General features: G+C 39.1%; 17 protein-coding genes. 6 read left to right on the forward strand and 11 right to left on the reverse strand.

Going from position 1 to position 16,641, the window contains the following annotated elements; genetic code table 11:
* The first annotated feature begins 1 nt into the window (after position 1).
* Positions 2 to 1,813: a glutamine--fructose-6-phosphate transaminase (isomerizing) gene (gene glmS, locus CCON33237_RS06170; RefSeq protein WP_054196845.1), complete on the forward strand. Its 1,812-nt coding sequence runs from the start codon at positions 2 to 4 to the stop codon at positions 1,811 to 1,813.
* Positions 1,814 to 2,198: 385 nt separating this feature from the next.
* Here glmS and CCON33237_RS06175 read toward each other — a convergent pair whose 3' ends face one another.
* On the reverse strand, positions 2,199 to 2,693 hold the full coding sequence (locus tag CCON33237_RS06175; protein ID WP_054196846.1) for a type 1 glutamine amidotransferase family protein: 495 nt from the start codon (positions 2,691 to 2,693) through the stop codon (positions 2,199 to 2,201).
* An 11-nt stretch (positions 2,694 to 2,704) separates the two neighbouring features.
* Positions 2,705 to 3,904, reverse strand: a complete 1,200-nt coding sequence (locus CCON33237_RS06180) for a 2,3,4,5-tetrahydropyridine-2,6-carboxylate N-succinyltransferase (RefSeq protein WP_054196847.1) — start codon at positions 3,902 to 3,904, stop codon at positions 2,705 to 2,707.
* Between the two features lie 154 nt (positions 3,905 to 4,058).
* Here CCON33237_RS06180 and CCON33237_RS06185 point away from each other — a divergent pair, with 154 nt between their 5' ends.
* Positions 4,059 to 4,661 (forward strand): YagU family protein, encoded by a 603-nt coding sequence (locus CCON33237_RS06185; RefSeq protein ID WP_054196848.1) that lies wholly within the window; start codon positions 4,059 to 4,061, stop codon positions 4,659 to 4,661.
* 84 nt (positions 4,662 to 4,745) lie between these two features.
* On the opposite strand, the gene CCON33237_RS06190 is transcribed toward CCON33237_RS06185, so the two are convergent.
* The 6 genes from CCON33237_RS06190 to thiC form a co-directional block, all read right to left on the reverse strand.
* Positions 4,746 to 5,198: a hypothetical protein gene (locus CCON33237_RS06190; protein WP_054196849.1), complete on the reverse strand. Its 453-nt coding sequence runs from the start codon at positions 5,196 to 5,198 to the stop codon at positions 4,746 to 4,748.
* A 172-nt stretch (positions 5,199 to 5,370) separates the two neighbouring features.
* The gene (locus CCON33237_RS06195; RefSeq protein WP_054196850.1) at positions 5,371 to 6,060 is read right to left on the reverse strand and encodes a hypothetical protein; all 690 of its coding nucleotides are present in this window, start codon (positions 6,058 to 6,060) and stop codon (positions 5,371 to 5,373) included.
* A gap of 103 nt (positions 6,061 to 6,163) precedes the next feature.
* The gene (locus tag CCON33237_RS06200; RefSeq protein WP_054196851.1) at positions 6,164 to 7,501 is read right to left on the reverse strand and encodes a PFL family protein; all 1,338 of its coding nucleotides are present in this window, start codon (positions 7,499 to 7,501) and stop codon (positions 6,164 to 6,166) included.
* 9 nt (positions 7,502 to 7,510) lie between these two features.
* The gene (locus CCON33237_RS06205; RefSeq protein WP_054196852.1) at positions 7,511 to 7,777 is read right to left on the reverse strand and encodes an ACT domain-containing protein; all 267 of its coding nucleotides are present in this window, start codon (positions 7,775 to 7,777) and stop codon (positions 7,511 to 7,513) included.
* A 137-nt stretch (positions 7,778 to 7,914) separates the two neighbouring features.
* Positions 7,915 to 9,015 carry an Mrp/NBP35 family ATP-binding protein gene (locus CCON33237_RS06210; protein WP_054196853.1) on the reverse strand — a complete coding sequence of 367 codons (1,101 nt, stop codon included), beginning with the start codon at positions 9,013 to 9,015 and terminating at the stop codon, positions 7,915 to 7,917.
* Positions 9,009 to 10,307 (reverse strand): phosphomethylpyrimidine synthase ThiC, encoded by a 1,299-nt coding sequence (gene thiC / locus CCON33237_RS06215; RefSeq protein ID WP_054196854.1) that lies wholly within the window; start codon positions 10,305 to 10,307, stop codon positions 9,009 to 9,011. Before thiC ends, CCON33237_RS06210 begins: the two co-directional genes overlap by 7 nt.
* Before the next feature lie 149 nt (positions 10,308 to 10,456).
* On the opposite strand from thiC, the gene CCON33237_RS06220 reads away from it, so the two are divergent.
* The 4 genes from CCON33237_RS06220 to CCON33237_RS06235 are packed head-to-tail and all read left to right on the forward strand — an operon-like array spanning position 10,457 to position 14,097.
* Complete coding sequence (locus CCON33237_RS06220) at positions 10,457 to 11,575, forward strand: bifunctional 2-C-methyl-D-erythritol 4-phosphate cytidylyltransferase/2-C-methyl-D-erythritol 2,4-cyclodiphosphate synthase (protein ID WP_054196855.1); 1,119 nt, start codon at positions 10,457 to 10,459, stop codon at positions 11,573 to 11,575.
* Positions 11,572 to 12,462 carry a response regulator gene (locus CCON33237_RS06225; RefSeq protein ID WP_054196856.1) on the forward strand — a complete coding sequence of 297 codons (891 nt, stop codon included), beginning with the start codon at positions 11,572 to 11,574 and terminating at the stop codon, positions 12,460 to 12,462. Before CCON33237_RS06220 ends, CCON33237_RS06225 begins: the two co-directional genes overlap by 4 nt.
* Positions 12,440 to 13,621, forward strand: a complete 1,182-nt coding sequence (locus CCON33237_RS06230) for a sulfate adenylyltransferase (RefSeq protein ID WP_054196857.1) — start codon at positions 12,440 to 12,442, stop codon at positions 13,619 to 13,621. Before CCON33237_RS06225 ends, CCON33237_RS06230 begins: the two co-directional genes overlap by 23 nt.
* A gap of 8 nt (positions 13,622 to 13,629) precedes the next feature.
* Complete coding sequence (locus CCON33237_RS06235) at positions 13,630 to 14,097, forward strand: phosphatidylglycerophosphatase A family protein (protein WP_054196858.1); 468 nt, start codon at positions 13,630 to 13,632, stop codon at positions 14,095 to 14,097.
* Between the two features lie 53 nt (positions 14,098 to 14,150).
* Here CCON33237_RS06235 and CCON33237_RS06240 read toward each other — a convergent pair whose 3' ends face one another.
* Genes CCON33237_RS06240 through CCON33237_RS06250 form a run of 3 tightly spaced genes read right to left on the reverse strand, consistent with a single transcriptional unit; the run spans position 14,151 to position 16,484 of the window.
* Positions 14,151 to 14,612: a hypothetical protein gene (locus tag CCON33237_RS06240; RefSeq protein ID WP_054196859.1), complete on the reverse strand. Its 462-nt coding sequence runs from the start codon at positions 14,610 to 14,612 to the stop codon at positions 14,151 to 14,153.
* 49 nt (positions 14,613 to 14,661) lie between these two features.
* Entirely contained in the window at positions 14,662 to 15,615 is a 954-nt protein-coding gene (hemH, locus tag CCON33237_RS06245; RefSeq protein WP_054196860.1) for a ferrochelatase, read from the reverse strand.
* Positions 15,615 to 16,484, reverse strand: a complete 870-nt coding sequence (locus CCON33237_RS06250) for a Gfo/Idh/MocA family protein (RefSeq protein WP_054196861.1) — start codon at positions 16,482 to 16,484, stop codon at positions 15,615 to 15,617. Before CCON33237_RS06250 ends, hemH begins: the two co-directional genes overlap by 1 nt.
* Positions 16,485 to 16,641 lie beyond the last annotated feature (157 nt).

The raw sequence follows: 16,641 nt of genomic DNA on the forward strand, positions 1-16,641 counted from the left end.
CATGTGTGGAATCGTAGGATACATCGGAGATAAAGAGAAAAAAGAGGTCATTTTAAGCGGCCTAAAAGAGCTTGAGTATCGCGGATACGACAGCGCTGGTATGGCTGTGATGAGTGATGGCAAGATTGATTTTTTTAAAGCGGTCGGCAAGCTTGAAAATTTAGCCCTAAAGACAAAGGACTTTACATCAACTGGCTTTGGCGTGGCGATAGGTCACACACGTTGGGCAACTCACGGCAAACCAACTGAGATAAATGCTCACCCACACCTTGGAGAGCACTCATTTGTCGTTCACAACGGAATCATCGAAAACTACAAAGAGCTTAAAGATGAGCTTGAAGCAAAGGGTGTGAAATTTGTCAGCCAAACCGACACCGAAGTGATCGTGCACCTTTTTGAAGAAATTTTAAAAGAGAAAAAAGACCCATTTAAAGCTTATGAGGCAACTATCGCAAAGCTAAGAGGCGCATACGCGACGCTACTTATCACCAAAACTGCACCTGATAAGATATTTTTCGCAAAAGATGCCGCTCCTATGGCGATAGGCAAAAGCGATAAAAAAGAGCTATATTTTGCCTCATCAGATGCCCCGCTTATCGGCAACGCAACAGAAGTGGCATATCTAGATGACAATAACTACGGCTATGTGAGCTTAGACGAGATAGCTGTTTTCAAACACGGCAAAAAGGCTAGCATAACATTTAACGCACTGCCAAAAGATAAGAGCTATGCCCAAAAAGAGGGTTATACATTTTTTATGGAGAAAGAAATTTACGAGCAAGGTGCAGTTGTATCTGAAACCATCATGGGCAGGGTTAAAAACCACAAAGTTACCCTTGAAAATTTAGACGATGAATACCTAAAAGGCATCGATGATGTCGTGCTTTGTGCGTGCGGCACGAGCTACCATGCAGCACTAACTGCAAGCTATCTTTTTGAAAGGCTTGCTAAAGTGAGGACAAAGGTCGAAGTGGCAAGCGAATTTAGATATAGAAAGCCTTATCTAAACAAAAACTCGCTCTTCATCGTCATCTCACAAAGTGGCGAGACAGCTGATACTCTTGAGGCACTTAGGATCGCAAAAGAGGCTGGGCTAAAGACGCTTGCGATTTGCAACGTCGATAACTCATCTATCGTTAGACTAGCTGATAATACACTTCTAACTCGTGCTGGTATCGAAAAAGGTGTTGCAAGCACAAAAGCTTTCGCAACGCAGATCATCGTGCTTTGGATGCTTGTGCTTCAAATGGCGGTAGCGAAAGATTCTATCAGTAAAAAAGAGCTTGATCACGAGATCAAAACTCTTCTTCACATCCCACAAATTTTAAATATCAATAACTCTCTTCAAGAGAAGCTTCACCGCCTAAGCAAGCACTATTTGCACGGGCATGGCTTCTTTTTTATCGGTAGAGATATCTTCTATCCGCTAGCACTTGAAGGTGCGTTAAAGCTTAAAGAAATTTCATATCTTCACGCCGAGGGCTATCCATCAGGCGAGATGAAACACGGTCCTATCGCACTTGCAGATGAGAAGCTATTTACAATCGCTTTAATGCCTCAAAATTTACTTTACGAAAAAACAAAAAGCAACGTCGAAGAGCTCGCTGCAAGAGATGCATACATCCTAGCGATAAGCCCACTTGAGTTTGAGCTAAGTGATGACTACGTAAAAACAAGCGTTCAAGATCACTATATGAGCGAATTTTTTGAGATGATGCTTGTACTTCAGCTACTTGCACTTGAAATTTCCGTTAGACTTGGCAACAACGTCGATATGCCAAGAAATCTCGCAAAAAGCGTAACTGTCGAATAATTTAACTGGCCAGCAAACACTGGCTAGTTAAATTTTAGTTGAAATTTTGCATTAAATTTTATGAAATGCTGTTTTTGCAAGAACACGATCCAGCTAAAATTTATCTAGCCTTAGTTTGATTTTTTATACTTTACTATGGCAATAAAAAATGGTGGCATAGATATAGTTTTTGATGTGACTAAAAACTTAATGAGTTAAGTAAAAAGAATAAGAATATCGCACTGGAGTATTTTGAGATGATGTGCGATATTAAAAATCAAAAAGTGGATATTTGTCCGATCTTGTTGGCATTTTCTCTTTAAACGCAAAAGAGATGTTAATTAAAAGCGCTATATTAAAGCTTTTTTGTAGCCCACTAAACTAAAAAATTTAAAGCTCAAAACTCTTAAAATTTATCTTTACCCAGTATCGTTACCAGCTGTTCTTTGATTCTATCATCGAATTCACTAACACTTATGACACCCCTGCTTTCGCACATCTTAGCGTCATTAACATCGCAGTAGTCACCCAGTGCATTTTTGTATCCGCCCCTTATGCAAGCCTCTCTGTCTTCTAAAAATCCAGCACCACCAAGGATAAGCACGCCAAGGTCAAAACCTATCTTAAATTTCGCACTCGCCGAGCTTTTAACCCAGCTTAAAAATATCTCATCGTATCTTAATCCAAGTGCTCCAACGCCATCTGGCACTACCAAAATATCCACACCATAAAGGCTCTCAGCATAAATTTCTGGATGAAGCCTGACGCCAAATTCATCGATTATCTCAGGCTTTAGTGCGTAAGTCTTGATATTAAAATCCTCAAATTTATGTAAAAAATCATAAATTTTGGCAAAGCTTAGTAGATTTAGCTTGTCAAACATCAAAATGCCAACTTTCATGCTAGCTCCTTTTAATGAAGTGCCTCATTTAGCTTGATCGCCCTTTTGCTCGCACTTGCAGTGATCTGACCTGTTTGGCTATTTTGTCTAAAATGAAGTCCATTTAGCCCGCCAAGCTCAAGTGCTTTGTAAATTTCAGCTTCAAATTTAAACTCTGGATTTAGCTTAGCTAACTTTTCGCGCTCGCTAGCTGATATATAGACCTTTGTGCCTTCAAGCACTGCTATGCCAGCATCCACGATGCAGTTATCACCAAGAGGTACGCCTGTAACTGAGTTTGCCCCAAGCAAGCAGTGTTTGCCGATGCTTACAGGGTTGCCATTTGTGCCACTTAGCACGCCAAGTATGCTAGCTCCGCCACCTACGTCGCTACCCTCGCCAACTACGACAGAGCTGCTGACTCTGCCTTCAACCATTACGCCACCAGTTGTACCTGCGTTAAAGTTGATGTAAGCAGCACCAGGCATAACGACTGTGCCAGGATACACGGCAGCACCCATGCGAACCTTGGCTGAGTCTAAAATTCTCGTATTATCAGCTGGGATGATGTGGCTTAAAAATCTTGGGAATTTATCGACGCTAACGATCGCTGGATATTCGCCAAACATCTTTAGAGAAATTTCATTTTCTCTTAGCCATTCAAGCTCGATTGGCGTATTTTGGCTAGTCCATGCAACATTTGGCAACACACCAAAAGCTCCATCAAGCACAATCGTTCTAGGTGCGACTTTGCCAAGCGATATCAAGTAAAGCTTGAGATATACGGCCTCTACGCTAAGTGGTTTTGCATCATCAAACAAAAACACAAGCTTAAATTTATTCTCATTTAGTTCAAGATCGTCATCAAATGCCATTTTTACAGCATGCAAATTTTGTACATTTTTATGAGAGCTTATCTCTTTTTCAAAGACGCTAAAGAGCTTGCTAGCTTTTTTCACCACTTTTGGTGTAAGATCAGCTACAAATTCAGAGCCGTTAAAATCAACCTTAACATCACATTTTTGCAAAGCATAGATATAAGCGGCTGCGCTTAAAAAACTCTCTTTGTAATTTACAACAGCAAATGTCGCTTGCAAAATTTTATCTGTATTTTTTTGTCCACGATCGATCCTAGCGATACCAAAAGCAAGCGGATCTTTATAGCCATCTTTTTTTCTAAATTCTTCAAAAAATTCCTTAAATTCATTTGCATCTTTAAACTCTTTAGACATCTATTCTCCTTTAAATTTTTTCTTAGTCTAGCCAAAAATGGCTAAAAATTTTATGATTTTAAGTCCATTAAAATTTTAAATATTTTTAATAATGATTAATCTTATCATAAAGTAAATTGCAATAAGATTTTGCAAATTTAAAGAAGGAGTTTAAATGTCAAATTTAATAACAAAACCTAGATTTGCTCTGGCTGCATTGATCGGCCTTGTTGCTGGCGTTGTCTCAGCTTTTGTCAAATGGGGAGCAGAATTCCCACTTCCTCCAAGAAGTCCGATGGATATGTTTAACGCTGCTTGCGGACCAGAGAGTACCATTAGGGCAGCCGATGCGATCGATTGCTCTAGAAATTTCTTAAATCCGCCTTATGTATTTTTAAGGGATTATTTGGGCGTAGCCGATCCAAATGCCGCTATTTACGAGTTTGCAGGGCATGCGTTTAACTACGTAATGATGACGCATATATTATTTTCGATCGTTTTTGCGGTTGCTTATTGTGTTTTGGCTGAGAAATTTCCAAAGATTACAATATGGCAAGGCTTACTAGTTGGCATTATCGTAAATATCGCTGTTCACGTGATCACATTACCTATTTTGGGGCTTACTCCACCACTTTGGACACTTCCTTGGTACGAGCATGTATCTGAATTTGTCGGCCACATGATATGGTTCTGGTCGATAGAGATCATCCGTCATGACCTAAGAGCTAGGATCACAAAAGAAAAAGATCCAAGTGATTATTGCTGCTGCAACGCATAAATGCAAATTTTTGCTGTTTTGGGCTAAAAACCTAAAACAGCAACCAAATTTATCTCACCGTTTAAAAGCAAAATTTATCCGCGATTAGCACTCCTGGCTAAGCTCTAAATTTTCTAAACGAAGTGGCTTTTCACCTTCAAAAATCACCCCAATACCGAAAGGTTCGCAAATATCAAGCACACCATCGGCAAATCTCATCAGCCACTGCTTATCTTGCGCATAAAAAGTACACTGTGGGGACTCAAACGGTAGATCGCAAACTGGCACATCAAGCGCTCTAAGCTCGTCCTTGCTCAAAAAGCACCCTCGCCTAAGCTCATCTTTTAAAAAGACAAGCGCCTCTTTTACATACCGGTCAATATCGTTGGCAATGCGCTCTGCTAGCAAAGTAGTCTCATCATCCACATCTGCCCCATCTGTGCTAACGAGGCAAAATAGCACCTGACCGAAATTTTCGCTCATTAGCTTCACCTCCGCATACCAGATAAAGCCACCATCTGTCGCTATTTTTTCAAGTTCGCCAAATTTCAAAGTCATTTTTTATTCTCATTTTTGTGGTTTTGCTACTCTTTTGCAAAAAGAGCCAAATTTAAGCAAATTTGTAGTGAGCTAAAATTTATTATCTAAAATGGAGATAGCTTGTAAATTTGCCCTTTTAGCATAAAGCAAAAGCTAAATTTACAAGCAATTTTTCAGTTTTTCTCGCTATTTAAAAGCAAAATTTCTCATCAGTGCCATTTTGCTTGCGCATAGCTTTAAAGTTAGCAAGATTGTCTTTGTCTAAAAAGTAATCTTTCTCTTTTTTATTGCGGGCTTCAAGCTTTTCTATGCCTTTTGCAAGGGCTGCTTTTCTATCTTCGTGAGGCGAGCTAAATTCTGGCGAAAACATCGCTTCATAGGCATTTTTCTTAGTCCATTCAAGTGCTTTATCAGCGATCTCTTGTTGCTTTTTGATATCGCAAAATGCGTAAGGATTGACCACATCACCAACAAGCTTCATAAACGCCCCTATCGCAGCCACCACGTCAGCAAATTTCTCGCCCTCCATGTCTATAACACCTCTTAGCAAGATCGCGCGATTTTTTGCCACGTAAAACCAAAATACCGCATCATCGCGAAGTCCGAGGTCATAAGCGCGAGCTGATAGAACAAAAAGAGTTATCGGAGAGACCATTTGCGGGGCGTCTTGCACGATCTTTTCTGCCTTTTTAAAGTCCTCTACTTTGCCACTTTTTAAAAGCTCATCTATCTTGTCATAGACCTTGACATATTCCACCTTGCCAGCGTTTGCTGAGTAGTAAGGCGTGACGTAGATGTCGATACTTCTTACTTTGCCGTCGTTTGCAAAGCCACATACCGCTGTAAAAAGTAGCATCGAAAGCAGTGATAAAATTTTCATTTTAACTCCTTGGTTTAAAATTTTTATTATTTTAACTAAAAGCAGTTGAAAGGTTGGGATAAATTTGAAAGAAAGTCCGCAAATTTAAAGCGGACTTTGAAGATTAGTTTTTAAAACTATGGATAGGTGCTGGAATTTGTCCGCCACGAGCGATAAAGTCGGCACTTGAAGCCTTATTTATCTTCATCACAGGCGCTCTTCCTAAAAGGCCGCCAAACTCGATCATATCGCCCTCACGTCCAAGAGGTATGATACGAACGGCCGTTGTTTTTTGATTTATCACGCCGATAGCCGCCTCATCAGCGATCATCGCAGCTATACTCTGGCTTGGCGTGTCCGCAGGTATGGCGATCATATCAAGTCCCACCGAGCATATCGCCGTCATCGCTTCAAGCTTTTCTAAATTTAGCGATCCCGAGCGCACCGCAGCTATCATGCCCTCGTCTTCTGAAACCGGGATAAAGGCACCACTTAAGCCGCCAACTTGATTGCACGCCATGACGCCACCTTTTTTGACCGCGTCATTTAGCAGAGCAAGTGCCGCAGTCGTGCCGTGCGTACCAACAGCCTCAAGCCCCATCTCCTCAAGCACACGAGCCACCGAGTCGCCAACAGCTGGCGTTGGAGCAAGAGAGAGATCGACGATACCAAATTTAACCCCAAGGCGCTCGCTCGCCATTTGACCAACTAACTGACCGATACGAGTGATCTTAAATGCCGTCTTTTTCACAGTCTCAGCCACCACGTCAAAGCTCTCGCCACGCACCTTTTCAAGGGCTCTTTTGACGACGCCTGGGCCTGAAACGCCGACATTTATCACCACATCAGCCTCGCCCACACCGTGAAATGCACCAGCCATGAAAGGATTGTCCTCGACTGCATTTGCAAAGACAACAAGCTTCGCACAGCCCATCTCTGATGCCGCCGCCGTCTCTTTTATGATGCGTCCCATGTCACGCACTGCGCTCATATTTATGCCACTTTTTGTTGAGCCGACATTGACGCTTGAGCACACTTTTGCGGTTTGTGCTAGTGCTTGCGGGATAGAATTTATCAAAATTTCATCGCCCTTTTGATAGCCCTTTTGCACTAGAGCCGAAAAACCACCTATAAAATCAATACCAACTTCAATAGCCGCCCTATCAAGCGTCTTTGCGATCATCACGTAGTCTTTTGCATCCGTTGCGGCGCCGATTATCGAGATAGGCGTCACGCTCACTCTTTTATTGACGATTGGTATGCCTAGTTCAGCGGAAATTTCGTTGCCCACTCTAACTAGGTCTTTGGCTTTAGTGGTGATTTTTGCGTAAATTTTGTCGCAGGCTTTATTGATGTCAGGATCGATGCAGTCAAGCAAACTAATGCCCATCGTGATCGTTCTGATGTCAAAATTTTGCTCCTCGATCATCGAGATCGTTTCGGTTACGTTTTTGATATCCATCTTTTGTCCTTAAATTTTGTGCATAGCATCAAAAATAGCTGAGCTTTGGATATTTATCTTTACTTTTAGGCTCTCTCCAAGTTTATCTAGCTCCACTCTTAAGGCTGTAAAGTCCTTATTTTCATCGCTTGAAACCACCGCCATCATCGTGAAAAAGTCGCTCAAAATAGTCTGGCTTATATCATCTATATTTAGCCCTAGCTCGCTAAGCTTTGCTGAGACGCCAGCAACGATGCCGACTCTATCTTTTCCGACTACGGTTACGATCGCTTTCATGTTTTCTCCTATTAAATTTAAATGATTGCATTTTGGCTACAAAATTTAAACCCTGCATCAAGCAAAGCCAAATTTTGGTAGCCAAATTCAAACTGGCAAATTTTAAAATTTGCTCTAAATTTTATCTTTTGTAAATTTTACTTCGAGCAAGCACTCTTGCCGTCATTTACTGGTTGGATCGCTGAGTTATCAGCTCCGCCATCACTATTTATATTTTCTATCACTTCCCAAAGTCTAGCAGCCGCGCTCTCGTAGCGTTTTGCAGTGACTGAGTTTGGCTCGTAGAAGCTAACTGGCTTACCATTATCGCCGCCCACACGAACAGCTGGCTCGATAGGGATTTCAGCTAAAATTTGCGTGTTGTAAGCTTTCGCCACCTCTTCAGTCGTACCTTTGCCAAAGATGTCATACTCTTTTCCATTATCTGGGCAGATAAAACCGCTCATATTTTCGATGACGCCAGCGATTGGAATGTGGAGCTTCTCAAACATATCAAGCGCACGCTTGCTATCGTCAAGTGCTACCACTTGTGGTGTTGTGACGCAGACACCTGCCGTTACCGGCACGCTTTGAGCTAGAGTTAGCTGTGCGTCGCCCGTTCCTGGAGGCATATCAAGAAACAAGACATCAAGCTCACTCCAAAGCACGTCTTTTAGTAGCTGCTCGATCGCTTTCATGATCATTGAGCCACGCCAGATAAGGCTCATGCCCTCCTCCATCAAAACGCCCATACTCATCATCTCCACGCCGTGGCTAAGTATCGGTTTTAGCTTGTTACCAACGACTTGTGGCTGAGTATTTACTTCGCCAAGCATTCTTGGGATATTTGGTCCGTAGATGTCAGCGTCTAAAATTCCCACTTTCTTGCCTAGTTTTGCCATTGAGATGGCTAAATTTAGAGTCGTGGTTGATTTACCAACGCCGCCTTTACCTGAGCTTACCATTACGAAATTTTTAACTTGTGGTGCGATATTTTTACCACTTTGAGTGTTACTTTTCTCCTCAGGTATCTTTGGCTGGATCAAATTTAGCGCGTACTCGTTTGAGCCCATGACACGTTTGATGTCCGCTTTTAGCTCGTTTGCCACATCAGGATTTGAGCTAACGATCTCGACTTCGATTAAAATTTTCTCGCCGATTTCTACATTTTTTACAAAGCCAAAGCTAACGATATCTTTTTCAAAGCCCGGATATATGACGCCTTTTAGTCTATTTAAGACCTCTTCTTTATTTAACATTTTTCTCCTTTTATTAGATCTTTTGAAATTTTATATGCACAAAATTTTGGTCCGCACATCGAACAAAAATGAGCACTCTTAAACGCATCTTCTGGTAAGCTCTCATCGTGAAGCTCTCTAGCCTTTTTTGGATCAAAGCTAAGCTCAAACTGCTTGTTCCAATCAAATGCGTATCTTGCATCACTCATCTCGTGATCCTTTTCTATCGCTCCCGCCTTACCAAGTGCGACGTCTGCGGCATGAGCTGCTATCTTGTGAGCTACAATGCCCTCTCTTACGTCATTTTCATTTGGCAAGCCAAGGTGCTCTTTTTGTGTCACGTAGCAAAGCATGCTAGCGCCGTGATATGCTGCCATTGTGCCGCCGATCGCTGACGTGATATGATCGTATCCTGCCCCTATGTCTGAGACAAGCGGCCCAAGCACGTAAAATGGGGCGCCATGGCAGAGCTCTTGTTCGATTTTCATATTATACTCAATTTGATTTAATGGCACATGACCAGGGCCTTCTATCATCACTTGCACATCTTTTTGCCACGCACGAAGTGTAAGCTCTCCAAGCACTTTTAGCTCACTAAGCTGCGCCTCGTCTGTTGCATCAAAAAGACATCCTGGGCGAAGTCCGTCACCAAGCGAGAGCGAGACGTCATATCTAGCGCAAATTTCTAAAATTTGATCAAAAATTTCATAGAAAGGATTTTGCCTATTTAACTTTGACATGTAGCTAGCGCTCAAACTGCCACCACGGCTTACTATGCCCATTTTACGCTTTTTTACAAGCGGTAAAAACTCACGCAAAAAGCCAGCGTGTATCGTAAAGTAACTAACCCCTTGCTTTGCTTGCTTCTCTAGCACGCTTAAAATGAGCTCATTTGTGATATTTGTAACCTCTTTTGCCTCTTTTAAAATTTCATACATCGGCACCGTGCCTATCGGAACGCTTGAATGCTCGATGATCGCACTTCTAATGGCATCCAAATCGCCGTCCGTACTTAAATCCATAACCGTATCAGCGCCAAATTCTAGGCAAATTTCAAGCTTTCTAAGCTCCGCGCAAATGTCGCTACTTAGGCTTGAGTTGCCGATATTTGCATTGACCTTTGTCTTTAGCTTTCTGCCTATGCCCATTGGCTTTAAATTTATGTGATTTACATTTGCTGGGATAATGATCCTGCCGTTTGCCACCTCGTCCATCACTAAATTTTCGCTCACTCCCTCGATCTTTGCCACACAGCTCATCTCCTTTGTGAGCTCACCACGCCTAGCATAATACATCTGCGTCTTATCTCTCATATAAGGCCTTTTTTGATTTTTAAAAACCTCATTTTAGTCCTTTTTTGATTTAAACTAACTAAATAAGCTTTTAAAAATTTACTTTTTAAAAAGAAATTTTGAAGTTTTGAGATGTATAATTCTGTAACAATTTTTAACAAGGAGCTACCTTGCTTGATATATCACTTATAATGCTTGGAGCAGGAAATTCTAGCCGTTTTGAGCTACCAGTAAAGAAGCAATGGCTTCGAATAGGAAGCGATCCACTTTGGCTATTTGCCACTAAAAATTTGAGTAACTTTTACACATTTAAAGAGATCATTGTCGTTAGCAAAGAGTGCAAATATATGTCAAAATTTGCTCCAAATTATAAATTTGTTGAAGGCGGCGAAACTAGACAAGATAGCCTAAAAAACGCACTTGAGCTAGTAAATAGCGAATTTGTCTTAGTTAGCGACATTGCTCGCCCTTGCATCTCAAGTGAGCTTTTTCACAAGATTATAGAGGCAGCGAGTCAGGCTGATTGTGTAGTTCCAGCGCTAAAGATCGCAGACACCGCTTATCTTGGCGAAAATGTGGTTGATAGAGATAAGGTGAAGCTTATCCAAACACCACAACTCTCTCGCACAGCACTTCTTAAAAAAGCTCTTAACAGCGGTGAAATTTACACAGATGATAGCTCGGCTATGAGAGCCATTGGCGCAAGCGTATGGCAAATTTTAGGTGATGAGATGGCAAGAAAGATCACTTACAAAGAGGATCTTGCCAAAATTTCTGCTTTAAAAGAGCCAGAAAATGAAGTCTTTGTGGGAAACGGCTTTGATGTGCATGAGTTTGAAAAAGGTCGTCCTTTGATTCTTTGTGGCGAGAAGATCGACTATGAGTTTGGGCTAAAAGCTCACAGTGACGGCGACGTGGCGCTTCATGCACTGACTGACGCTATCTTGGGGGCTGCTGGGCTTGGCGATATAGGTGAGCTTTTTCCTGATACGGATGCTAAATTTAAAGATATTAGCTCTATTTACTTGCTTGAGGAAGCCTACAAAAGGGTGCAAAGTGTGGGCTTTGTGCTAACAAACGCTGATATCACGATAATGGCACAAAAACCAAAAATTTCAAAACTAAAGTCAAAAATGGAGGCAAATATCGCAAAAGCTCTAAATTTAAGCCAAAGCCGCATAAATGTAAAGGCAACGACTACTGAAGGGCTTGGCTTTGTTGGCAGATGCGAAGGGATCGCCGTAATAGCAAGTGCAAGCCTTAAATTTTACAACTGGAAGCAAATATGAAAATTTTAATAGTAGAAAATGAAATTTACCTAGCTGGCTCGATGGCTAGTAAACTAGCTGATTTTGGCTACGACTGCGAGATCGCTAAAAGCGTAAAAGAAGCATTGAAGTTTGAAAATTTTGATGTAGTGTTACTTTCTACCACACTTCCAGGACAGGACTTCTACCCAGTCATAGAAAAATTTAAAAGCTCTATCATCATTTTACTAATCGCTTATATCAATAGTGACACTGTGCTAAAACCGATCCAAGCAGGTGCGGTTGATTACATCCAAAAGCCTTTTATGATAGAAGAGCTAGTTAGAAAGATAAAGCATTTTGAGGAATTTAGAAATTTCAAAAATGAGATCAAAAACTATGAAAGCTACGTAAATTACGCTTTAAAAGAGTATGAAATTTCTAGCTTTGAAGCAAAAAAGATAAAATTTCCACTGCTTTTAAAATCAAGCAAAAGCGGATACAGCGATAAATTTATATTTAGCTACGTAAAAGCTTGCAAATTACCATTTTTATTTTTAGGCAAAGCCTGTTTCTCTGAGCTTGAAAAGGCATTGTCCAAAAATAGTGATGAGCTAATCTATATGACAAATTTAGAGGAGCTAAAACAAGAAGAAAAAGAGAAAATTCTAGAAATTTGCAAAAAGAAAAAGGTTGCGATCTCAACTAGCGATTTTGCACAAAAAGCACCATTTGACGAGCTTGAGCTTTCAGGACGCGATAAAAATTTCAATATCGATGAGATTGTTACGATCGATGAATATATAAAATACATAATCGTTAATTATCAAGATAAATTCCCTGATACAGAACTTAGCAAGAAGCTTGGAATTTCTAGAAAATCACTTTGGGAAAAGAGAAAGAAATATGACGTCAGCAAGAAAAAATAGTGAAATTTCTATAAATACCGAGGTCTTTGGTGCTTTAGAGCTGATAAAAAATAAAATAGTATCAGACTACGACTCGCTTATGGATGATGAGCAGATAAAAGAGGTAAGCGAAAAAGGCTATTTTAACGGCGAGCCAATGCCGTATTCTTTTGGATTTGCTCCATTTGGCGAGCTAAATCAAAATATTGCCAGCAAGCTTACTCCTGGACAAAAAGTAAATCTAAGTCTTGATGGTAAGATCGTTGGACACATCAATGTTGCCAAGGTCTTTAAATTTGACGAGAGCATGAGAGCTAAAAATATATTTTTAGCAAATGAAGCCAGCAACGATAAAGAGCTAAATTTAGGCAAGTACGGCATCAGTGGCGAATTTGAGCTTTATGATGAAAGTATGCAAATAAGCAAAAATGCACTAAATGATCTAATAAAAGAAGATGGTGCAAAAAAGATAACGGCGGTCTTTTTAACGGCTGATCCATTCAATAGAGCTCACGAGCGCCTTGTTAGAATGACTATTGACAAGGCTGATTTAGTAATCATTTTTTTAATACGAACACGTGAAGAAAAGCATGTTGATTACGAGATTAGAAAGCAAGTGCTAGATTATTTTATACAAAATTATTTGCCGACAAAAAAGGTCTTTGTCTTTGCTTTAAAAAACACAACTCTTTTTAGCTCACATGCAAACCCAACACTTGAGTGTATTGCTGCTTCAAGATTTGGGGCAAATAAGCTAGTCATCGGGCAAAACCACTCAGGGATTGGAATGTTTTTTGATCACAATGAAGCTCATACGATTCTTGATATTTATAAAAACGACCTAAATTTAGAGATAATCGTGCTGCCAGAGCTAGTTTATTGCAATAAATGCAAGACACTAGTTAGCACCAAAAGTTGCCCGCACGGACAACATCATCAGATCAAATATCATCCAGATGTTATCAAGGAGCTGCTATTTAACGGCATTATGCCACCAGCCATTCTTGTGAGGCCAGAAATTTCTGCACTAGTTTTAAGCAAACTCTTTACAAATCGCTTCAAAGACGTGCAAAAGCTTTGTGATGATCTTTTTGTAAATTCAGGATTACTTGAAAACAAAACTGACCGTGACTTTTACGAAGAGCTTATGAAGCTTTATCAAACATCATCGATGACTTAAGGAAATTTATGCAAAAACTATTTTTAACTTTTTTTGGATTTGGACTTTTGCCAAAAGCGCCTGGTACTTGGGGCTCTATAGCTGGCGCTGTGGTAGCTTATTTTGTGCTTTATTTTTTATCATCAACCACGCTTTTTCTAGCTAGTATTTTGCTGTTTTTGGTAAGTATTAGTGTCATCGATGATTTTGAAAAAAAGGTAAATTCTCACGATGAAAGCTTTATTGTTATAGATGAAGTTGCTGGAGTTTGGCTTGCTATTGCGATTAGCGGAGCTACACTTTCTCAGCTTATTCTTTCGCTTGCGCTTTTTAGAGTGCTTGATATCAAAAAACCATCCATTATCGGAAGGATCGACCGCAACATAAAAGGCGGACTTGGTGTGATGGGCGATGATATGGTAGCTGGTTTCTTTGCTGGAATAATTAGCGCAATAATATACGGAGCTGCTATAAAATTTGGCATAACTTTGCCGTAAAAATATAGATTTTTGGCAAAGTTATATAGGCTTAAATATCTTTTATATAAATTTTAAGCAAGTCCTAGCTCATTTAAAACAGAACTTAGATTAACCGAGCTACTACTCTTACTATTAAGATTTTTTTGCTTCTCTAGTAGAGCCTGATTGGCAAGTGCTACATTTAGCTCTTTGCGATAATCGCTCAAAATTTTATCCATTATCTTAAGCAGCTCATTCTTTTGATCCTGTGTTTTTGCGGGATCATCTATACCTAGAAGTTCTGTTAGCTCCTTTTTCTTTTGGGCTATTTTCTCTTCTATCTTATTAGAATTTAGCTCGCTTATAAAACCAACTGCGCCGATTTCAGTAAGCCTTTTTTTAAACTGTTCAATCTTATCTGAAATTTTTGCATCGCTTGCGATCTTATCCATAGCAAGGCTTAAAATTTCATCAAAACTATTTTTTTTATCTTTAGTTTTGCTTGAGCCTGATTGCAATAAATAATCGATTATGTCATTATTTTGTACTTTCATATATCTCCTTTTACTGTATTGAGATATATTTTATAAGCAAGATTTATTCCTAAAAATTAATCTCTTTGGCTGTTTTTACTTTTTGTAAGATAAAATTAGCAAACTCATCACTAAAATTTGGGCACCAAACAACCTTGTAGAAGCTAAAATTTAGCTCTTTTGCGATCTTTGCATACTCAATAACTAGCTCAAAAATGGTCTCAGAGTTATCAATACAAAAAGATAGTGGATAGATAAGAGCCTTTTTACTCTTGCACTTTGCTAAAATTTCATTTAGTGAGGGCTCTAGCCATTTTACAGGCCCAAGACGCGATTGGTAGGCTAAATTTATCTCTTTGAAGTTTAATCCGCTATCTTTTATCATTTTGCTTAAAATTTGCACATGCTCATTTATATGTTTTTCGTAGACATCGCCTTTATCGATAATTTTTTGAGGTAACGAATGAGCTGAAAAGATAAGCTCCACATCGCTTACATCTATATTATTTATAGCTTCATTTATGTGCGAGATTATGATTTTATTATAAATTTCATCATCATAAAATGGCCCACAAAGCAAAATTTTAGCCTTTATCTTTAACTCATCTTTTGCTTTTTTAAAATCATCTAAACTCGAAGTTATTGTAGTTTGTGAATGATGAGGATAAAGTGGTAAAAGCACTATCTCACCAAAATTTTCGTATTTTTTAAGCACATCTTTTGCAAATGGTGAAGTATAGTTCATCGCAAAATCAACTGCATCAAACTCATTTTGTAAGCTTGAAATTTTATCGCAAAGCTTAGCTGTAAGCTCGCAAATAGGTGATTTGCCACCTATTTGTTCGTAGTTATGCTTAGCCGTTTTTAGCCTACCTTTTGTGATCATAAAAGCTACAAATTTTCTTAAAAATTTATTCTTTATACCCAAAATATAAGGGTCATTAAACATATTTTTTAGAAAAATTTCTACATCAGCAAGGCTATTTGCCCCACCCATATTTAAAAGCAAAAGTGCCTTTTTCATCAAAACAACTCCTTAATTTTTATCGCATCATCAATGCTTGAAAGCTCACTACTTTCGCCGCTTTGACAAAGATCATAAAAGGCATCGTATTGAGCTTTTATCTCATTATTTATGGGGTCAGTTTTTAAATTCATCTGCCCATTTTCATTGACTCTATGAAGCTTATAATCGATAAGATCGCCAAAATAAACACCTTCTTTGGCATTTACTTCTATTTTAAAACGCTCTAAAGATCCACAAAAAGAATCAGTAATACTCACCAAAATTTGATTTTTCATTTTAATGTTTATTCCAACATTGTCGCATATTTTGGTATTTGTTTTATTTGCCTGAGTATAAAAAAAGCTGCAAATTTCACTATCTACTAAATTTTTCGCAAGGTCTATATCGCAAAGCGAAAGTTCGTTTATAATATTTCCCTCACAAAGTGGCTTAAAATGCGCAATTGAAATGCTATAAATTTCTTCTTCTTTTAAAAGTGCCTTTTTTAATGAAACAATAGTCGGGTTAAAGCGCTCATCAACGCCAGTGCAAACTCTTACTTTATTTACCACTGAAGCATATTTTATCTCTTTTAGCTCGCTTACACTTTTAAATATTGGCCTTGAAATCAAGATATTTTGGCAATATTTTGCACACTGACAAAAGGCCTCTACGATCTCGTGTTGAGGCAGACAAAGTACGACAGCTTGCGGCTGGGCTACTTCTATAAATTTCTTAAACTCATCAAAAAATGGAGCTCTGCAAGCATCATCTCTATTTTCTTTATCAAAAACTCCACAAACTTCAAATTTATCAGAACGCCTCAGCTCCATATAGTGCCGCTTGCCAACTAGATTGTATCCAACAATGCCAATTTTGAGTTTCACTAAAGACCTTTTAGTTATAAATTTTTAGGCTATTTTAATTGCAAATCGCTTTTAAACAAATAAATTTATAAAATATATTAAGCAAAAATTAATTTTGTATTTTTTTATAAATTTACAAACGATTTTTAGCTAAAATCGAGCAAAATTTAAAACTAAC

This window comes from Campylobacter concisus (assembly GCF_001298465.1).
Classification (GTDB): domain Bacteria; phylum Campylobacterota; class Campylobacteria; order Campylobacterales; family Campylobacteraceae; genus Campylobacter_A; species Campylobacter_A concisus.

What these genes read in the sequence shown, in the direction of transcription:
- glmS (WP_054196845.1), top strand. Translation starts at nt 2, where the DNA reads ATGTGTGGAATCGTAGGATACATCGGAGATAAAGAGAAAAAAGAGGTC.
- CCON33237_RS06175 (WP_054196846.1), bottom strand. Translation starts at nt 2,693, where the DNA reads ATGAAAGTTGGCATTTTGATGTTTGACAAGCTAAATCTACTAAGCTTT.
- CCON33237_RS06180 (WP_054196847.1), bottom strand. Translation starts at nt 3,904, where the DNA reads ATGTCTAAAGAGTTTAAAGATGCAAATGAATTTAAGGAATTTTTTGAA.
- CCON33237_RS06185 (WP_054196848.1), top strand. Translation starts at nt 4,059, where the DNA reads ATGTCAAATTTAATAACAAAACCTAGATTTGCTCTGGCTGCATTGATC.
- CCON33237_RS06190 (WP_054196849.1), bottom strand. Translation starts at nt 5,198, where the DNA reads ATGACTTTGAAATTTGGCGAACTTGAAAAAATAGCGACAGATGGTGGC.
- CCON33237_RS06195 (WP_054196850.1), bottom strand. Translation starts at nt 6,060, where the DNA reads ATGAAAATTTTATCACTGCTTTCGATGCTACTTTTTACAGCGGTATGT.
- CCON33237_RS06200 (WP_054196851.1), bottom strand. Translation starts at nt 7,501, where the DNA reads ATGGATATCAAAAACGTAACCGAAACGATCTCGATGATCGAGGAGCAA.
- CCON33237_RS06205 (WP_054196852.1), bottom strand. Translation starts at nt 7,777, where the DNA reads ATGAAAGCGATCGTAACCGTAGTCGGAAAAGATAGAGTCGGCATCGTT.
- CCON33237_RS06210 (WP_054196853.1), bottom strand. Translation starts at nt 9,015, where the DNA reads ATGTTAAATAAAGAAGAGGTCTTAAATAGACTAAAAGGCGTCATATAT.
- thiC (WP_054196854.1), bottom strand. Translation starts at nt 10,307, where the DNA reads ATGAGAGATAAGACGCAGATGTATTATGCTAGGCGTGGTGAGCTCACA.
- CCON33237_RS06225 (WP_054196856.1), top strand. Translation starts at nt 11,572, where the DNA reads ATGAAAATTTTAATAGTAGAAAATGAAATTTACCTAGCTGGCTCGATG.
- CCON33237_RS06230 (WP_054196857.1), top strand. Translation starts at nt 12,440, where the DNA reads ATGACGTCAGCAAGAAAAAATAGTGAAATTTCTATAAATACCGAGGTC.
- CCON33237_RS06235 (WP_054196858.1), top strand. Translation starts at nt 13,630, where the DNA reads ATGCAAAAACTATTTTTAACTTTTTTTGGATTTGGACTTTTGCCAAAA.
- CCON33237_RS06240 (WP_054196859.1), bottom strand. Translation starts at nt 14,612, where the DNA reads ATGAAAGTACAAAATAATGACATAATCGATTATTTATTGCAATCAGGC.
- hemH (WP_054196860.1), bottom strand. Translation starts at nt 15,615, where the DNA reads ATGAAAAAGGCACTTTTGCTTTTAAATATGGGTGGGGCAAATAGCCTT.